At 36.4% G+C, this 19,459-nt stretch carries 16 protein-coding genes; 3 read left to right on the forward strand and 13 right to left on the reverse strand.

The genetic code is table 11. The annotated features are described in order from the left end of the window. Positions 1-4: 4 nt before the first annotated feature. From Q7674_RS15140 to Q7674_RS15190, 11 genes are all read right to left on the reverse strand, one after another. Positions 5-1,288 carry a DEAD/DEAH box helicase gene (locus tag Q7674_RS15140; protein WP_305422718.1) on the reverse strand — a complete coding sequence of 428 codons (1,284 nt, stop codon included), beginning with the start codon at positions 1,286-1,288 and terminating at the stop codon, positions 5-7. A gap of 201 nt (positions 1,289-1,489) precedes the next feature. Continuing rightward, the gene (locus Q7674_RS15145) at positions 1,490-2,548 is read right to left on the reverse strand and encodes a GGDEF domain-containing protein (protein WP_162184331.1); all 1,059 of its coding nucleotides are present in this window, start codon (positions 2,546-2,548) and stop codon (positions 1,490-1,492) included. 146 nt (positions 2,549-2,694) lie between these two features. After that, positions 2,695-4,131: an EAL domain-containing protein gene (locus Q7674_RS15150; RefSeq protein ID WP_045065498.1), complete on the reverse strand. Its 1,437-nt coding sequence runs from the start codon at positions 4,129-4,131 to the stop codon at positions 2,695-2,697. Continuing rightward, complete coding sequence (locus tag Q7674_RS15155; RefSeq protein ID WP_146146569.1) at positions 4,121-5,257, reverse strand: GGDEF domain-containing protein; 1,137 nt, start codon at positions 5,255-5,257, stop codon at positions 4,121-4,123. The genes Q7674_RS15150 and Q7674_RS15155 overlap by 11 nt, the downstream gene beginning before the upstream one ends. Positions 5,258-5,484: 227 nt before the next feature. Then, positions 5,485-6,765, reverse strand: a complete 1,281-nt coding sequence (locus Q7674_RS15160; protein ID WP_045065500.1) for a GGDEF domain-containing protein — start codon at positions 6,763-6,765, stop codon at positions 5,485-5,487. A gap of 269 nt (positions 6,766-7,034) precedes the next feature. Beyond that, positions 7,035-7,943 (reverse strand): N-acetylglucosamine kinase, encoded by a 909-nt coding sequence (nagK, locus tag Q7674_RS15165; protein WP_305422724.1) that lies wholly within the window; start codon positions 7,941-7,943, stop codon positions 7,035-7,037. Between the two features lie 226 nt (positions 7,944-8,169). Further along, entirely contained in the window at positions 8,170-8,889 is a 720-nt protein-coding gene (locus tag Q7674_RS15170; RefSeq protein ID WP_045065520.1) for a tRNA-uridine aminocarboxypropyltransferase, read from the reverse strand. Positions 8,890-9,019: 130 nt separating this feature from the next. Beyond that, positions 9,020-11,062 (reverse strand): methyl-accepting chemotaxis protein, encoded by a 2,043-nt coding sequence (locus Q7674_RS15175; protein WP_045065503.1) that lies wholly within the window; start codon positions 11,060-11,062, stop codon positions 9,020-9,022. Positions 11,063-11,348: 286 nt separating this feature from the next. Then, the gene (locus tag Q7674_RS15180; protein ID WP_045065505.1) at positions 11,349-11,714 is read right to left on the reverse strand and encodes a DUF3802 family protein; all 366 of its coding nucleotides are present in this window, start codon (positions 11,712-11,714) and stop codon (positions 11,349-11,351) included. Positions 11,715-11,760: 46 nt separating this feature from the next. After that, on the reverse strand, positions 11,761-12,780 hold the full coding sequence (locus Q7674_RS15185; RefSeq protein WP_045065507.1) for a sensor domain-containing diguanylate cyclase: 1,020 nt from the start codon (positions 12,778-12,780) through the stop codon (positions 11,761-11,763). Beyond that, positions 12,777-13,748 (reverse strand): response regulator, encoded by a 972-nt coding sequence (locus Q7674_RS15190; RefSeq protein WP_045065509.1) that lies wholly within the window; start codon positions 13,746-13,748, stop codon positions 12,777-12,779. The genes Q7674_RS15185 and Q7674_RS15190 overlap by 4 nt, the downstream gene beginning before the upstream one ends. Before the next feature lie 321 nt (positions 13,749-14,069). Here Q7674_RS15190 and Q7674_RS15195 point away from each other — a divergent pair, with 321 nt between their 5' ends. From Q7674_RS15195 to Q7674_RS15205, 3 genes are all read left to right on the forward strand, one after another. Further along, on the forward strand, positions 14,070-14,426 hold the full coding sequence (locus Q7674_RS15195) for a glutathione S-transferase N-terminal domain-containing protein (protein WP_023932014.1): 357 nt from the start codon (positions 14,070-14,072) through the stop codon (positions 14,424-14,426). Between the two features lie 180 nt (positions 14,427-14,606). After that, positions 14,607-15,290, forward strand: coding sequence for a DUF3334 family protein (locus Q7674_RS15200; RefSeq protein WP_045065511.1), 684 nt, complete (start codon positions 14,607-14,609; stop codon positions 15,288-15,290). 298 nt (positions 15,291-15,588) lie between these two features. Further along, the gene (locus Q7674_RS15205; RefSeq protein ID WP_305422728.1) at positions 15,589-16,599 is read left to right on the forward strand and encodes an acyltransferase; all 1,011 of its coding nucleotides are present in this window, start codon (positions 15,589-15,591) and stop codon (positions 16,597-16,599) included. 98 nt (positions 16,600-16,697) lie between these two features. On the opposite strand, the gene Q7674_RS15210 is transcribed toward Q7674_RS15205, so the two are convergent. After that, positions 16,698-18,239 carry a GTPase family protein gene (locus tag Q7674_RS15210; protein WP_045063140.1) on the reverse strand — a complete coding sequence of 514 codons (1,542 nt, stop codon included), beginning with the start codon at positions 18,237-18,239 and terminating at the stop codon, positions 16,698-16,700. Further along, positions 18,236-19,420, reverse strand: a complete 1,185-nt coding sequence (locus tag Q7674_RS15215; protein ID WP_305422730.1) for a YcjF family protein — start codon at positions 19,418-19,420, stop codon at positions 18,236-18,238. Before Q7674_RS15215 ends, Q7674_RS15210 begins: the two co-directional genes overlap by 4 nt. Between the last annotated feature and the right edge of the window lie 39 nt (positions 19,421-19,459).

Here is a 19,459-nt window from a genome sequence, read left to right on the forward strand (position 1 = left end):
CATACTATCGGCGGCGAACATGCTTACCACGATTCTGATGTATTCTGCTTTTTGCTTTCGCTCGACGTTTCTCTGCAGCTGCTCCACGGTGCACTGATTGGGTTTCAATTAACGTTGGATCAGGTTCATAACCTTCCAACCATTGCTGTGGTATACGTGTATCTAAAAGCTCTTCAATCGCTTTCAATGCCCATTCTTCATCAAGGCTCATTAATGTAATAGCATGACCTGTCATTCCAGCTCGACCAGTACGACCAATGCGATGAACATAATCTTCAGCTTTATAAGGCATATCGAAGTTAACAACATACCCTAGCTGTTCAATATCAAGACCACGCGCAGCAACATCTGTCGCAACCAACACACGTACTTTACCTGATTTGAACTCATCTAATGCACGCTGGCGAGCACCTTGGCTTTTATCACCGTTGATTGAAACTGCTTTAATACCGTCCAGTCCAAGATCTTTAGCGAGCTTATCTGAGCCCTGCTTGGTCTTAGTAAATACTAATACTTGCTGCCAATTACGAGAGCCAATTAAGTAAGCGAGTAATTCTGCTTTACGGTGTTTATCTACCGGGTACACCATTTGCTCTACTGTTTCTGCCGCAGTATTAGCAGGAGTGACCTCAACCATTTTAGGTTCAGTTAAGATATCAAATGCTAATTTCTTCACCTGTTTAGAAAACGTTGCAGAGAAAAACAGTGTCTGACGTTCATCAGGCATGCGCTCCATAATTCGCTGAATATCAACAATAAAGCCCATATCCAACATACGATCAGCTTCATCTAATACAAAGGTTTCAACTTCTGTCAGAGATACAGAACGATTGAACACATGATCAAGCAAACGACCAGGTGTAGCGACAAGAATATCAGCCCCCGCATTAATCGCTTTAACTTGTACATTCATGCTTGTACCGCCATAAGCCACTGCGACTTTTAAATCCGTGTGTTTAGCATAAGCAGACATACTGTCGAATACTTGCTGCGCAAGTTCACGAGTAGGCGTAAGAATTAATGCACGAATAGGATGCCCAGACGCTTTACTATCAGTTGATGATTCTGCTGATTGTTCAGACTGAGCAGGCAACGTTAATAAACGCTGTAATAAAGGAAGAGAGAATGCAGCTGTTTTAATGGTACCCGTTTGGGCACCTGCCATTACATCCTCACCTTTTAACGCCAATGGAATCGCTTGTTTTTGCACATCAGTTGGTGAGGAGTAACCTAATTCAACCAGTGCATTTAGCAGATTGGGATGAAAGTTTAAGGATTCGAACGACATAATAGTTTCCTAGAAGCAATAACAAACGCACTACAGTATGAGTAGAACGCGGATTCTATCACAAAAAAACTATTGTCAGGCTCTCTACAAAGCCGCATTTGTGTTTAAAAATATGAATATGCAATTGATTAAACTGCTTAGCTGTAATGGTTAATGCCAAAGTCACCATTACTGCTAAGCAGTATTGTCGAAAGTCTAATGTTAAGAGTTGGCGAAGATAATTGAATCTTTGTAGCGAGTGACCTTATTACGTCCAGTTCGCTTAGATTCATATAAAGCTAAATCAGCTTTGTTAATCAACTCTTTAACATCCACATTATCATCATAGTCACAATAGCCTATTGATACTGTAAACTTAGGTATATCAATAATATCTATAGCTTGAATACGACGTCTTAAACTTTCTAAGATAAGAAAAGGATCTATTTCTTCACTAATTCCTTCTCGCAGTATGAGCAAAAACTCCTCTCCACCCCAACGAAAAGCAATATCAGATTTTCTAATATTTTGACTTAAACAATGGGCAAAAGCTCTAATCGCTCTGTCTCCAATATCATGACCATAGGTATCATTAATACGTTTAAAATGATCAATATCTAAAAAGCAAAACACTTGTTTTGAGCGATATGGCTTTAATGACTTAAAAGCACTTCTGTTTGGTAAGCCAGTTAATACATCTAAGCTAGACTCACGTTTTTTTGTTCTAATTATTTGCTCATAAAATGAGTAAAAAAAGATAACAAACACAAATAATATACAAAAAAACAATAAAAACTTTTTCAGATCAAACGCATTAAACAGTTTAATATAGCCAAGTTCAGTGTCTTTAACTACCACATGACATAACTGACAGCCTTGATGCATACTTGAAGATACTTTTTTAACAATGGTGATCCCTTTGCTATCAATATCAAACAAGACATCTCTATAAAGATCATAAATCATCTCATCAAGGATTGACTTATCGGCGATATTATTTTTATTGATTGCTAACTTTTCATCAAATGTAAAAATAGATAAATTACTACCCATAGATACACTAATAATATCATTTGCATGAACTGTTAAAGCGTTATAATAATCAAGATAATTACTATAATTTTCAGGCTTCATGTTGACTGATTTAATAAACTCAGTCGATATATATTTAATAGCATTTGTCGCACTACGTAATTTATTAATACCTTCAAGGTAATCGGAAACAACGAAGAGTTTAATTGACAATAAAAAGCTAAAAAGTATGACAACTATAAACCTCAAATTTAAGTCCTTCAAAAGGCAGATCATATGTGTATGACTTGTGGCAATTATAATTTTTAAAGCAATTAATACACTGATGTATAATATAAGTACGATAACTTTGATTATTTAAGCTGACAATATACAGCTATATTGCCAGCTTAAAATTAAATGCGCGTAGAAAAGCTGTCTAAACTTTCGGGTTTATAAAAAAGAAATCCTTGATATTTATTTACACCCAATCGTTGTAACGTTTCCTTTTGCTCAATATTCTCAACACCTTCTGCAATCAACTTAATGTTTAGCTTGCTTGCTAATAGCACAATACTTTCAATAATATGAAGAGTTAATTCACTTGACTCAATTGTATCAACAAATGATTTATCAATTTTTAATGAATCAAAATCATAGAGATTCAAATAATACAGTGATGAATAACCCGTACCATAATCGTCAAGTGCAAATTGTACCCCGTGATTTCTCAATAATTGCATTGCTGCAAGGGTTTTAGTGACATTTTCAAACTCACTCGATTCTGTGAATTCAAGCAATAACTGGCAATGAGTTGCTAACTCAATACATAAGTTTTGAACCTGTGCATTATGCAAACAATTCTCCGTTAAGTTAAAACTTAAAGTAAGTTTTTCACTTTTTCTAACCAATTCACTTTTAAGAACTTGGCTAAGCAATTGCATTGTTAACGAAGGTATCAAGTTATATTTTTCTAACTTAGGAATAAAATCTAGCGGTGATACCATTTTGCCATTACGCTTGATCCATCTTGCCAACACTTCACCGCCGATCACTTGTTTATCTTTATCTACAATTGGCTGAATAAATGGACAAATATCATTATTACTTATGGCTTTCCTCAACAAATAGTAATCGATATTGTTATACTTATAGAAAATATAAAACATCGAAAGTAACACAATAAAGGTGCTCACAAGCTCTATTATCGAATCATTCATATAGTTAGCGAGAGCCACTTGAATATTACACTCAATAATAAGAGAAAAGTCGTATTTTGATGATTTTATTTCAAATGAATTTAACTCTGAAACATCATCAATCAACTTATTATCATGTCCTACGTTAATATTATTAATGCGTACATAGCTTCGACCTAACTTATCTGTTAGCTCAAGATCCAGTTTTTTAAAATAAGCCTGAATTATAGTATCGTTACCAACATCAACTAAAAACGATATTACTGGCCTTTCTGTCAAGTTACTTCTTTCTTTAATTGTAAGACCTAAATTATCTGAATTATGATATTTATTTTCTACTTGTCCAATTAAAGTATTGTATACATATTGACCATTTTTAATAATGGCAATACTACTTATATTAACATTAGCATCTCTTGCTAAAAGCTTAAGCAACAGATGTTTTTCTTTCCCCTGCCTTTCAAGAATGTTTGAATCCATACGATTAATAAACTGCTTACTATGGTCAATTAATTTATCAACTTGAATTACAGCTTGTTTAGTAATTGAACTTTTGTAGAAAGAAAAATTTATACTAAGAAGCATTAAATACATCAATATAAAAAAAGTAGAATATATGATGAAATGGACTCTATTTTCTTTATTAATTTTCATAAAATACAACCCGATTTCTACCTAATTTCTTAGCCTTATATAAGGCTAAATCAGCATTTTTAAATTGCTTCTCAAAAGAAATTGACAATTCCGATGATATTCCAACTGATACAGTAACATTTAATCCATGAATTAAATCTTCCATCACTGCATTTCTTATCAGTTCTGCTTTTTTTGATAATTCTTTTTTATCATGAAAATCAAGGACAATAACAAACTCTTCACCGCCCCAACGCACTGATATATCATCTTTTCGGATACTTTTTCTTATGATTTCACTTACTTTTTTTATAACAAGATCACCAATAAGATGACCATGGTTATCGTTTATATTTTTAAAATTATCGATATCAACAACAATAATTGAGCTTTCCTGGCATAGATTTTTATAAAACTTATCAAAAACATCTCGCCTTAACAGGCCTGTCATTTTATCTTTTGCCATCAATGTAATAACACAATGTCTAGATACTTCGAAAATCATATAGAAAAATGAAAGAAATAATGCGTAAACAAAAACATCAAAACTTAACGATAACCAGTTAATCGTTACATAATAAACACCACTTTCTGGCGTACATGGCAATAAAATCTTTTTTAATGCCGGAAGAATAACGAATTCATAACGCGGTTTACTCAGCGATATTTCTATTTTAGAACGATTATCTTTGTTATAAACAGATATCCAGTTACTAATAAAATCATATTTCAGATCAAGCAGTACAACACCAATCAACTTTCGTTCATTATAAAATGGATGAAAAACAGAACGGATATTTTCATGAGAGTAACTCTCAACGTATTCTTCAGTTAACTTAAGATCGCAAGTACCAAAGTCAGCGTACGGATATGGAATATTTTCAAACTCCATAATGCGTTCAATCCAATTCTCATCGTGTAAACCTTGAGAGTTTAATGCTATATGAACTTCACGTAATGGCTTAAAATGTGCTGTATTAGCTGTTGTATCAGTACGTTGAATAACAGCCAATCCCCAGAAATCATCCTTTACAAGTTGTTTTACCTTTTTCTCGACCTCATTCATAGCAGTAGAAATTGATTTAACTTCATGCTCTTCATTAACCATAACAGCAATATCACCGATATGGTGAATACCTGATTTCATGTGGATAACATCAGTATTAAGATAAAACGGTGTTATCTGTCGTACAATATCGTAGACGTTATTAATTTTTTGTTTAATAACTTCAGATGCATCATTGACTTTAGCTGTATTAAAAATAGTTAAAAAGTAAAAAATAATAGTAAATGTTACTAGAAAGAAAATACTCGTTCTCTTAATAATAGAATAATTACCATTATAAAATTTTCTTCGATTCAATTTGTTTTTCACTATAAGAAAGTCGTCTTATTTCTGCCAAGACTTTTTGACTGATATAAAGCTTTATCGGCTCGCTTTAACGTACTTATAATATTTTCACCAGGATTCTGATGTGTACAACCTAGCGAAATCGTAACTGATATTTCATTAATTTTTCCGAAGGAAACACTTTTTCTTATATGCTCAGACTTGTGAATAAGATCGTTACATTTCATTTTAGGTAAAATAATAACAAACTCTTCTCCACCCCACCGAATAGCAATATCAGTATCACGTATTGATTTTCGAATACGTTTAGTGACTTCATGGATAACCATATCACCAACATCGTGACCATAAGTATCATTGATACTTTTAAAATGATCAATATCGCAAATGATAACACTTGCGTGGGTCATTTTATTTAACTTAGGTTCATAGTGATCTCGACGGTAAAAACCAGTCATACTATCATAATAATAATCTTTCCATGTTTTTCTATAAAAACTTATAACAACATTAATAATGATAATAATTATTATTGTAAATAATAATGCTTGAATGATAATATTACTAAAATTCCAACTTATATAATTCTTTTCCTTAGTAATACTATGAGGTAACGAAAATCTATAACTGAAAACGTGATTAACATCTGTTAGTTCTAACGTCGTATGGTTTTCTTTGTTATATTTGTTAATACATGTTTCTATTAATGCATTTTTAAAATCAACTATAATGATAGCTTGAATTTCTTTATCAATGTATACAGGATACAATATACTCCTAATATACTCACTTGAACCTTTTTCATAATACGGTTCCGTCAATCTCACATTATTTTCATTAAAAATACGATACGACTTATCAATACTTTCACCAGCAATTGTTCGTGAGATCCAACTATTTCGACTGTGTCTACTTTCATCCAAAGAAATATATGCCTCTCTTAAGGGAAGAAAGTGAGTAACTTCACCCGCTACATTGGCTTTTTCAATAACAGCAACAGTCCATAATAAATCGGAGCCAATAATTTCTTCTATTTCATTTTTAAGTTGGCTCATGCCATTATTTAGTTGATGAATATCGCCTGAATTTTTAACAATGATACCAAGTTCACCATTATCAATTTTCTCAAAGTGAACACCCTCATCATAATGTTTTGAATCAGCATTGATATAAAAACCATGAAAGCGCTTAGTCACATCAACAGTCGTTTGAATCAGTGTTTGCAGTTTTCTTTCTAAAATATTTATGGATAAAAAATTGTAGTAACAAAGTGAGATAAATACCAAGATAAAAACAGCACACATCAAAAAAACCCTATTTAAGTAGGGCTTATATATATCAGAACGAAACAAGTTAGTTAGCCATTCACAGAGGTTATGTATTAAGGCGATGCTATCATGCTAAATACAAAAGACAAATAACTTAAACATACCCTTTGCAAATTAAATGTAACTAACTGTAAGTATTTTTTTTAAGCAAAGATTTGCAATGACATATCTTGTCAATTTTTTTAACAATACAAAAAAAGCACTTCTATTACAGAAGTGCTTTCATAAATCATTAATGTATTTTCTTATTTAATATTTAAAAATGCAGCGCCACGTACACCACCAGCATCACCGTATTTTGCTTTCACTATTTTTGGTGCAACGGATACTGATAGTAGGTATTTTGGTATGCGCTTTGGTAACTCATCATAAATAAGATCAAAGTTAGATAAACCACCACCCAGTACGACAACATGTGGATCAATGCAGGTGAAGATGTTTGCCAAGCAAATTGCCAGTAGTTCAAGAAAGCGCTCTACGTGCTCGACAGCTTTAGCTTCACCTTCACGATAGTTACCGATAATTTCAATCGCTTTTAATTCTTCACCATAGTAGTGGTTGTAAAGTAATTCAAAACCTCGGCCTGATAAGTAATTATCAATACACCCTTTTTGACCACAGCCACAGCCCAGTAACGGTGCATTCTCACCAAGGAACAACCAAGCATCTAGAGGCAGACGTGCGTGACCTAATTCACCACCAACATGATTTAGACCAGAAAAGACTTTGCCTTCAAACACCATGCCGCCGCCTACACCAGTACCAAGGATCAAACCTAACACTGATGGCGAATCTTTATGCTCATCATCCCAAGCTTCAGATAACGCAAAACAGTTCGCATCGTTATCAAGTGCTACTTTACGGCCTAGCTTCGCTTCTAAGTCTGCACGTAACGTACGCCCTTTTGCAGCTGGAATGTTAGATGTTAAAACCACACCATCACGTGCATCTTCAATGCCAGGGATACCGATACCAACCAGACCTTCACAACCAAATGTTTCATCAGCCTGTTTAATCAATGTAACCAAGGTATCGATCAGTTTATTGTAATCATCCCCTGGCGTTGGTACTCGCTCTGTTGCTACACGCTCAAGCTTTTCATTAAATGCCCCAAATTCAATTTTGGTACCGCCTATATCAAAGCCGTAGTACATCCTATATCCTCACAAATAATGCTCAACTACACTTGCTGAGTGTACGAAACTTTCATTGGTTTGAAAATTATCCACACTTATCATCAAGCTATCTGTGACTAAGAACAAATTTAGGCTTTTATCGATGTGCAAAGCTCTCGTTTAATGAAAAAAATTGAGCGAAATTACACACCGATAGCAATTTAGACACAGATAACGAAAGTTATTTTCGTGACAAGGTCACATATTAATGAGCGGCCATGAACGTTTGTAAAGCTTTTAGCGAAGACTCATCAGGCAACATACGATTCATTTTGCCTGTGATGTAATTTTCACGGAAAACGTCAAACCAAAGATCTAACATCTCTGCGTTATCATGCTCACCAAACAAATCAATGATACGTGCTGCAACTTCTGCAGTGCCTAGCTGATTTTCTTTTGATGCTTCACGCACTTTATAGCGAGAGGGTTTTTCTGGATTGATCGACAACACAGGGAATTGATTTAAGTATGGACTCTTACGGAACATCTTTTTCGCTTCCGCCCAACTTCCATCCAACATAATAAATAACGGACGCTTTCCTTCTGCTAGTTCTACTTTCTCAGCAACACGTTCAGGCTCTGCGTATTCAGCTGGGAATACTACATAGGGTTGCCATTGTGGATCTTGCAATAACGCTAGCATGTCTTTATTTGGCTCAGTGCGAGACCAAATATAAGCAAAGGTATCTTCAAACAGATCAGCAATTAATCGCCCTGTGTTGCTTGGCTTTAAGATCTCATCATCAAACATAACAAGCAGGAAAGCCGCATTGGATTTCGCTAATGGGCGATGTTCACAAATGCAAAGATGTGTGCGCAGCATACATTGGCGACAACGCTCAACTTTACAACCACGAGCAAGAAAAGGACGAGTAGAACGTGCTAAACGTTCCTCATATAATGTATGTACGGCATGTATACGCATGAAGAATGAACCTGAGACAGAAAAAACCATCGCATTCTACCCAATAGCGTTGCTAACATACAAAAATTAACGTTAACCTTACTCGTTATGAGTCTATGTTGCTCAAATAATCTCCAACACAGTACGTTCTTTAGTTTTCTACGACTAAATGGTATCGACTCAACATGCCCTGCTGCTGCTGTGCAATAACAGCCACACGTTCTGCTTCATCGACCAAAGTATCTAGCTGACGATTATTATGCTGAGCACGATTAGCGACTTGCTCTAAATTATGAGCAACGTCCTGAGAAGCACGTTCTTGTTGTTGAGTTGCAACTGCAATGGTAACCATTTGCTGGTTAATATCTGAAATCGTATTGTTGATTAAGTTAATCGCATTTTGAACATCACTACTGCGTTCAATCGATGACATCATTTCTTTTCGACTCACTAACATCGCCTCATTAACATCATCTGCTGCTTTATGAAGTGCTGTAATAGTATTACGAATTGATTCGGTTTGTTGGTTGGTTTCACTGGCTAATTGTCTGACTTCATCAGCGACAACGGCAAAACCTCGCCCTTGTTCACCTGCTCTTGCCGCCTCGATAGCCGCATTTAACGCAAGTAAGTTGGTATTGTTCGCAATCGAGCTAATTAGCTCTACCACTTCCGTAATTTCTTTTACGTAGTTATCAAGTTGCTGCATGCGTTTTTCATTAATCGCAAACTGCTCTTCTAATGCCAATAAACCTTGCGTACTACACTCGATGATCCCAACCCCATTTAACGCTAATTGTTGTGCTTTCTGAGCTTGTTTTTCTGAATCTGAACTACTTTTCGATATCTCACGAATAGATTCTTCTAGGTGAGTCATCGATGTTGTCACAACGTTTAACTCATCACTTTGATTCTGTAATGCGATACGTGATGTTGATGAAGCTTGCATACTTAACTCAGCTGCTCGAGTGAGTTCATCACTGTTGGTGATCAATTGTTGCAGCGACTCTCTATCATGCTCACATAAGTCATTTAAGACTTGTCCTAACTGTGCAAACTCACTTGCTCCGTTAGTATTGGCTTTTACCGTTAAATCACCGTCACTGATCTTATTTACCACCTGACTAATATGGTCGATGGACTTTTTAACCACACGACTGATCCACATCCCAGCTAATACAGAGATAAGTAGCCCGATAATGCTAAAAACAAGGAATACATGGCGAGCATCATTACTCGCATGCATGAAATCATTTTCACCTTTTTCAATAAGTTGATGTGACTGCTGGGTGATCACAAGCAGTAAATCCATGATCTGTCCTGTTTGGTGTTTAACCTCAGCATACTTCACTGCCTGCTCTTCGTTCAGCTGCTGAACATGCAAGTAACGCTCAATAAAACCTTGTTTAGCAAATAACTTCTTCACCATTTCAAACGGCACAGTCAAGCTTGAAAAGTCATCAATTGCCGCATTTGTACGAACAAGTTCATCCCATGCGTAATTCATTCCAGCGAGATTGGTTCGCTTAAGATCTTTGGCGATCGCTTTAGCTTTAATAAGATCCGGTTCAGTGAGTAACAACATCAAGTTGCCACCAAGTTCAACGGCATGGTTAAGAAAGTTAGTCACATTACTCATTGCATAGTCATTACCAGCGTAAAGTGAGATCCCAACTCGGCTCATCTCAGAGCGAACCGATGACACCGCGTAATTCATCGTCGCACGTTCAGACGCTAATTTAAGGTTATTTTGGATGATTTGTTTTTGAATGGAGTAAATATCAAAGGCAAGCTGATTAATTACATCGACTTCTGATAAGTATTTATCAGCATAGCTATTTAACCAGGTGATATTATATTCAGTGGCAAGTTGCTTGAGCTCTTTACCTGCACTCGCCCCTTGATCGAGCATGCTTTGTGATTGTTGAAATGTTTGATTCAGTGACTGCTCATCATTGCTCATCAGCATATCACTTAAGCTTTGCTCAACTTCTAATGCACTGGTCACTATAGTGGTATTTTTAAGAGAAACGGGTACAGCCTGATCACTTAACACATCAAATTCTCGTGTCAGATTATTCAAGCCGTTATTACCGAAAACCGATAACACAACACCAATCATTACCAATATGGCTAAAACAAGTTGAATTCTTAAGACAATCGATAATTTTTTAGCACTATACTTCTGCTTCACTGATATACCCTCTATATAATATTCAGAGAGAACAGCAATACGTATAATACCTAATTACCCTACTGTTATTATTAATACTCTCTATTGAGAGTTAAGATAATAAGCAATTGTTAAATAATTATTTCAAAAAGGAAAATATTAACCCTATGATTTACAATGACTTTATCTATAAAAGATTCTTAAATAGGATAAATAAAACCCAAAAGGAATATGAAAAAGTAAACTGACCATAAATAAAGCAGGAATACTTTATCTGTTTCTAAAATATCCCTTTTACTATGCCTAATTAAGATAGTTTAGCGATCGCACTATCGAATAAGTTTTTGACTAAACTAATGAAATCTTCAAGAAAGTTGATCTGCTCGTTAGTTGGTTCTCGTAACCATACACCTTCTAGCACTTGGTGAAGATCTGCCATAACAGAGTCCGCTTCTTGCATTAACTGAAAGCGTACATCTTGTTCAATATCAGGATTTTGAGAAAATACAGCCATTAACTGAGTAGCAATTAAATCAGTCACAACTTCTTCTATCGTTACGCCTTGATCTGATGCTGAAGCACCTTCAAATAGAGTAAGATTTGACGCTAGATATTCAATCAGAGCTTCATAGCCTTCCGTATGCGCGACAAGATTTTTCACAGTATTTTCCATTAGTTAATATGTAAAAACAGTAAATATTTTACTATTATTTTTCTCATTAACAAATATTTCTAACAAGTTGCTTTACATTACTGCGTATTGATACTGAAGGTGAGAAATTACCCTCTTCTGTTATAACTGTTGTTTGGTTCCGACCATTTTTCTTTGATTCGTACAGCGCTGAATCCGTTTGTTCTAACCAAGATTCATAGTTAGTAATCCCAGAATGTAACTCGCAAATTCCTAGACTAATAGTGACATTAATCGCTGTTCCATCGACTTCAATACTCGATTTTTCAACCTTCTTACGTAATCTCTCGGTAAAGTAGCTTGTCATGTCTGCCGTTGTACCGGGCAATATCACACCAAATTCTTCGCCACCATAACGACCTGCAATATCGCTTTGACGTTTAGCACTACGAACAATACTAGCGATATTTTTGATCACGGCATCGCCTGCTACGTGCCCATAAGTATCATTGACCTTTTTAAAGTGGTCGATATCAAACATCACTAGCGTCATTGGCTGGTGTAACTGTTGGTAGCGATCAAATTCATCACTTAAGCAATTTTCCCAATGACCACGGTTATACAATTGAGTCAATCTGTCGGTAATGCTCAAATGAGTTAATTGCGCATTTGACTCTCGCAAATGGTTCTTACTCTTTGCAATATCCGTTACATCAGTCACCGTTAAACAAATATGGGTGTACTCACCTGTTAGAGACTTTAATGGTGTTAACGTCATGTTCTGAAACATGTAATCAGAACTACCTGATATGGGGCTGAAATTAGTAAACTTGAAAACCCAAGGGCGATCTTCCCAAGCAGAAAAAGAACGCATACGTAGTTTGAATGTCGAAGCGATTTTATTCTTTAGCCATTTTTCAGGTAAATGCGGTACTACATCAAATAAGGACTTCCCCATTATTTGTTCTGTTGAAATACCACTATACGACTGCATAAATGTATTCCACGCATATATATTATAATTTTTATCCAATATAACAATACCCGCATCTAAATGATCGAGCACTTGCATTGTTAAATGAAAATCAGCTAATGAAATATCACTCAATTTAATGTTTCCATAATCTGGTGAATAATTTTTGTTGATTGGCTATCCATCATAAATAGCACTTCACATTCAACATCGAGAGTCTCTGCTTGATAGGTATATTCAACTGTAAAATAATCGTCCGACTGATATTCTTTATGATTCCAATTCATATACTCTTCTAAAATAATCGGTTGTCGCACAGAAAATGGAATACTTATTTGTTCAGATAATGCCACTAAAAATGAAGAAACCATGATATTGGCAATATCAATAACAACTTCATTTTTATCATCATTCGTTTGACTAAAACCAAGCTTTTCGCCGAATTCAACAATATCTTCACCACGTAAATCAACAAGAGCTTCGCCATGAATACCACCGCCGACAAAACGCTGCGCGATAGCTATGGATTGATGATCACTTCGGATATCAGCAATAGTCATAGCCAGATCACTACTGCCCATCGTCGATACACAGGGCAAAGGCATCTTAATAAATTCACCCAAATGGTCCGATATTATTGCAGCCCCTCGCCCTAATGAAATATTGGCGATTTCTCTAAAGCTTGCAATATAATCAACTGATAATCCTTTATGCGTATCGCATATACTTTTTTCTATTCGAGCGACGTTTAAATTTAATAGTAGTTGAGTTAATTTATTCTTGTCGAATGGCTTTGATAAAAATTGATCGGCACCTAACATTAAACAGCGTCTTGCTGCTTCTTTTTGCACATCAGCAGAGATAATAACAATCGTCGGTTTATAACCAAGCGAAGGTAAACGCTTTAAAACTTCAAAACCATCCATAACAGGCATAGTTAAATCTAAAAAAACAATATCAATATTATTTTTAGCTATTTTATCAAGACCTTCGTTACCATTTTCTGCATAAAATAAATTAACGTCATAGCTTGCATTCAATAAACGTGTCATTGATTTATGCACAAGCGGTGAATCGTCACAAATTAATATATTTTTAGACATGGTAACGTTTGAAGATCCTTATCAGTGTTATCAAAAATATCATAGACATATAACAGTAAATATCTATCCATTAATTATGAAATTTAGTTGATAAGTGATATAGATCCGATTTTTGACCTCGCTTCCAAATATTACATAGGATTACGTGAGTAGAGATAACTTCAATCCCAATTTAACCTTATTTTTATAATGGTTAATTTGCGGCTATCATATATCCCATGACTATAAATAAAGTTAATTTCACGGTATTCTATTGACGTCCCATAGGGAAATATAACTACAATTCTTCATCACTATTTTTATAAGTAAGGTTTGCCATCTATGAAGATTATTCGCTGGATCCTAGGCCGCATTATTTTAGGTCTGAACTTCATCTTCTCTCCTCGTGGGATCAAACGTACACAAGAGCAACAGCAAGCTGTTAACGAAGCCGTTGAAAAGTTAAAGCTTTATCAATTTGATGCTTGCCCTTTCTGCGTAAAAGTTCGTCGTGAAGCCAAAAGATTAAGCCTTCCACTGGAAACACGTGATGCAAAAGTATCACCATGGGAACAGGAGCTGATCGAGCAAGGCGGCAAGCGTAAGGTGCCTTGTTTACGTATCGAAAAAGAAGACGGTGTTGAATGGATGTATGAATCGAACGATATCATCGCCTACCTTCAACAACGTTTTAGCTAATCTCTACAGGGATAGTACCTCCTCTCTTTATTGGAAAATCTTTCAATAACAAAGGCTAAAGTTATCTCTCTTATTGCCGATAAAATTGCGTATTTATCATTTTATCGGCATCTCTACGCCTTATTTGAAGCAACTGTTTTAGCTGCTGCCTTCAATATTCTTGATACAACAGGATGTACAATGAGAAAGTTAAAAACTATCACCACTGACGATATTCTACTTAAATTGTGTCAATCACTGTCAGAAGTGATGTCTAAAGCAACAGAAACAACAGTTTCATATTCTACGATGGTGCAAAAAATCAATAAAACCAGCCTTAAGCCAGACATTGGCTGCTTTGTATTATTTGATGGTGGCTTTACAGGTTTAGTGGTAACCAACTTTACTAGCCAAGCAGCAATGGAGCTTTATCAAGAATATATGCTTCGTATGGGGATCCCACAAGATGAACTTGCCTTGCACCACACCTCTGATGAAGTCGCGAATATTCTTGGTGAACTAATGAATCAGGTTGTGGGTGATTTCACGGGTAAGATTGGTCGTGAGCTCAAAGTCTCTATTACTCAAAACCAGCCTAAGATGTTGGCATTAAACAAGCAGATCTTATTATCGGTTGATACCAATTTAGATCGCCCTCAAGCTCGTCGTGTTAGTTTCAGCACTGAGAAAAACAATATTTTCTACTTAGAGTTGGCAATGGATAAAACCGAATTCATCCAGTTAGAAGAGTTTGAACAAGATACTGAAGATACAGACAGCATTTTTGAATCAGCGCAACGAGCGCGTTCGCAAAAAGATGAACAAAAAAGCAACAATAATTTCAATCAAGTAGATCAAGATTTACTAGATGAATTAGGTATCTAAACACTCCCTTTATCCTCTTGTAATGGCGAAATATTACTCCTAAATTTCGCCACTTTTTATATTATACAACTTGGAAAGAGCTCGCTATTCCGCTTCGTTGCCTTCCTTGAATTCAACTCAGTGACTTCGCTCTGAATCAGGCATATTGAAGTCGCTTGGGTATAAATATCGCTATGAGATCAATTTCACAAATATGAAGTTTTCCTAGCGTTGAACACCATTTTAAACTCTTCAATAATTTACAAAATATACTATAGCGTTTACCTTCTGCTGGTAATGTTTTAGTGAGATATTTCCCATGACTAAAAAGCGTATTATTAGCTTTGAATCTGGACGTTTGATTGCGTTACTTGCAATTATTACTTTGCACAGTCAAGTTTTCATGAAGAGTCCATTGATCTTCGGAGAGCCTGTTATTGGCATGATTTTAAACCAAGCAAGTCGTTTTGCCGTTCCTTTGTTCTTTATCATTGCTGGTTATTTTTACTACCCTAAGCTAGTCAAAAGTGATTCAAAAGAAGACGTGTTCTGGCAATACACCAGACCATTGTTAATGATGTGGCTAAGTTGGAGCATCATATTTCTTCTGATTCCTTTTAATTTCACAACATTATTAAACGATGGCTATTGGGCAGAACGTACCAATTACTGGAGCAGTTTATTAGCTAACCCACTGAACAGCCTGTTTGAAGGTGGATTAGTACACCTTTGGTATATTCCCGCTTTGATTTGTGCCGTCGGCATTATTACTTTGCTACATGCGTTTAAAGTAGAGGCGATTTTATTACCAATAGCATTGATTTTATTTGTCTATGGTTGTGCTGCTGGTAGTTACGTACCTGTAACCGATATGGAAGCGCCTATTTTTACCCGAAATGGCCCTTTCTTTAGTACTTTGTTAGTTGCGCTAGGTTATGAGATCCATCGTCGTAAGCTCACATTAGACTCTAAGCAAAGCATTATATTGGCATTTTCAGGGTTTGCTCTGTTTCTACTTGAAGCAAACTACCTTTACTTTTTTGCTAATGGTGCGTTTTATCATGATTTCTTACTTGGTACACCGTTATGGGCAATTGGTATTTTCCTATTTTTACAAGGAAAGCCTGATTTTGGTGAAAAACTAAAAGCATCGACGATTAGTAACGATTTATTAGGGGTATATCTGTGTCACCTACTTGTTGTTATTTACTTCTTTAACATTGTATTCATGCTTGGAGTTAACCCAATTTTATCAAGCCTCTTAGCTGTACCATGTGCGTTTTTTATATCTCTGCTAGTCGTAAAAGGGCTACGTAAACTACCATTTTAGTAATTACTCGTTCGATAGTATATAAACGACAAAAAGCCCTCTTAGTACGTGTCTTACCACGCAAAGAGGGCTTTTTATTATTTAGAAAATTACTGTTTTTAGCTCACAGCAGCATCGAAAACAAGTTTACCTAAGCGATATAAACGCTTGGCTTGCTCACCATAATCTATGCTATCACCTTCAACCCGGCGGCGGTTTAGCTGAGTATTAATACCATCTTGGTACATCTCTTGGATATTCTCTTGCAGCACATCGAGATTGTAATTCAATCTATCCTGACTAACAGATAGCGGTATTACACGCTCCGTTTTCATTAATGATTTATTGTATTCAACAGCATCAAGAATGATTTTCCCTTTTGCTGTTTGAATATCACTTAAATCATACGGTGGTAACCACTCTTCTACAGGTTTTAGCTTATCAACCTGATTAACCAACATGATGATTTTAGGCGCTTTACGGTTTTGATGTTTCGCTTGTGCATAAAAATCATCCACCATTTGCTTAAGCGTGATATCAGCTTGGCGAGAAGACTGATTAGCCTTCAATACCCACAGCACCACATCACTTTGGGTGACCTGTTTTAACAGCATCTTATTAACGCTTTCAGAGCCATCAATTCCCGGTAAATCAATTAAATTAATGACATCAGTACCTTCTACTTCACACTTATAAGTTGTGGCTTTATCTGTTGATGGTAATGCGCTGATCTCAGCTGACATCTCACCTAATAAGCCATTAACAACCGAAGATTTACCAGCGCTAATCTGCCCTACAACGGCAATACGTAGAGGCTCAACAGCAATGGCCTCTGATTGCTGATCTTTATCGAACATTTTGCTATGCGGAACAGACGCATCATCCAGTTTGAAATGACCGCTATACAAATCAATGGCAACTGAGGCAACTTCTTGTAATAACGTCGTTTTTAACTTGTTTTGCACTTCTAAACTAACATCATCAAATAGTTTACCAAGTACTAAACCACGGGCTTCTGCCAGCCAACCTGTAGGAGTCGCAATGCGAAATAGACGATAAATATCATAAGCCGATTTCGCGTAGCCCACTTTATCTTTAAGCTCGTAGCCTTGTTTTAAACTTTTTAAGGTTATTTTTTCTGCAAATGGCACATGCTCTTGCAGGAAGTGGCGATAACGTCGGCTTACCTCTTCAACCATGAGTAAAAACTCAGGCGCTGTAAATGATAAACGCTGCGAAGAACGACCTTGATTAAAACGATCGGCTACCTCAGCCACCAGCACATAAGAATGTGCTTGTAAGGCTTCCCACTCAGGTGCTTCCGTCAGCTGTTGCTGGATCAAATGGGACATTTCATCCCACACTTGATTCTCAAACTCACCCCACTGTGGATTTCCTGCCACATCTAATGGTGCAAGATCGTCATTCACAGCCTGACTGACTACTTTTTTACGACGAATGATCCAATAAGGAACAAACACTAATAAACATGAGATGGTAATTAAGCCAAAGAACAATAACCATTGTCCGTTATTAATGAGGGCAACAATACCAAAGCCAGACAACACGACCACAGGCAATAAGATTGCCACTGCGATTAAAGGCAGAAACCCGTCAGATAATTGATTGGCTAACTGATAACTTTTACTTACTCGTTTCATGCTTGTCCTTTCTTATCAGCTTTATTCTGGTTAACTTGCTGCTCTGCCACTTTCTTAACTGACTTAAAGGCTTGCTGGTAAGTCGTTTTCAGTAACTCTTTTGATACCGTTTCCCCTTTGCTTCGATGATACAAATACATTGCAGCAGCGCGGCCTATGGCATAAGAAGATGAAAAGCTCATTGCCGCAGCAGTAGCGCTACCTACGGTTTGCCCATAAGCAGGAATAAACTTCACTAATTGATTCACACTGAGTTTTGATATGTATTGCAGTAAGAAGCCAGAACCTAACATACTGATAAATTCAGCATAATCTTTCTTATTCCATTCCACACCATATTGATTTGCAAGGCTATGTAGCATCTTGCCTTGAATCGCTGGTACGGTGAATAAACCAATCGCAGGAATAGCGTCACTAGCGCCTGCTGCCCCTGCATACCAAAGCACTTCTTTACGTAGACGCTCAAAGTTTTGCTCTTCACGGTTACTGTGCGCCTGTTTATTAGATAACAGACTCAACATAGGTAAGGTTTCAGCAAGTACCGTGTTTAAGCGTTCTAAACCGATAAGTTGCTGCTCATCAGGAATAAAGTCGACAATAATTGGATGATAAGGGTTTAAGCCATCATCTACGATTTCCTGTTGCCAAGTCGATTCTTTAACACCCCATACTTCCATTACACGCTGATGGTTATAAGTGATCGCTCGTTGGCGTTCTTGCTCATCACTAAGGCTATTTACTGCAGTGTGAACAACCAACAAATGTTTGATTTTGCCTGATCGTTTAATAGCTTTCAGTGCATCTAACACTGATGATTGTTCCGGCTCTTCGGCTTTCATCACTACAATCAGTGCGTGGCTCTTGCCACTACAGATTGCAATATCTTCGGCAGGATCATAGCTGGCTTCCGCTAAGCCACGGGTATCAAGAAAACTCACCAATGGATTGTCTGCTGGATATTGGTAAAGTGAGGCGGTACGAGTACAAGGCTGAAAGCCATTACCAATTTCAACCTGACTACTACAATCAATGGCTTGAATTACTGTTGATTTACCCGCCCCTGTTTTACCTAATAACCATAAGGTAGGAATATGCTTTTGCCACTCATCGAAAGCTGGCGCTAAATCAGGATTAACCGACGGGTTAATGTATTCATATACTTTTTTGAAAAAACGATTCATTGTTTGTAAATACTCAGAAACCATCAAAACAATCACTAT

This window comes from Photobacterium leiognathi (genome assembly GCF_030685535.1).
GTDB lineage: Bacteria > Pseudomonadota > Gammaproteobacteria > Enterobacterales > Vibrionaceae > Photobacterium > Photobacterium leiognathi.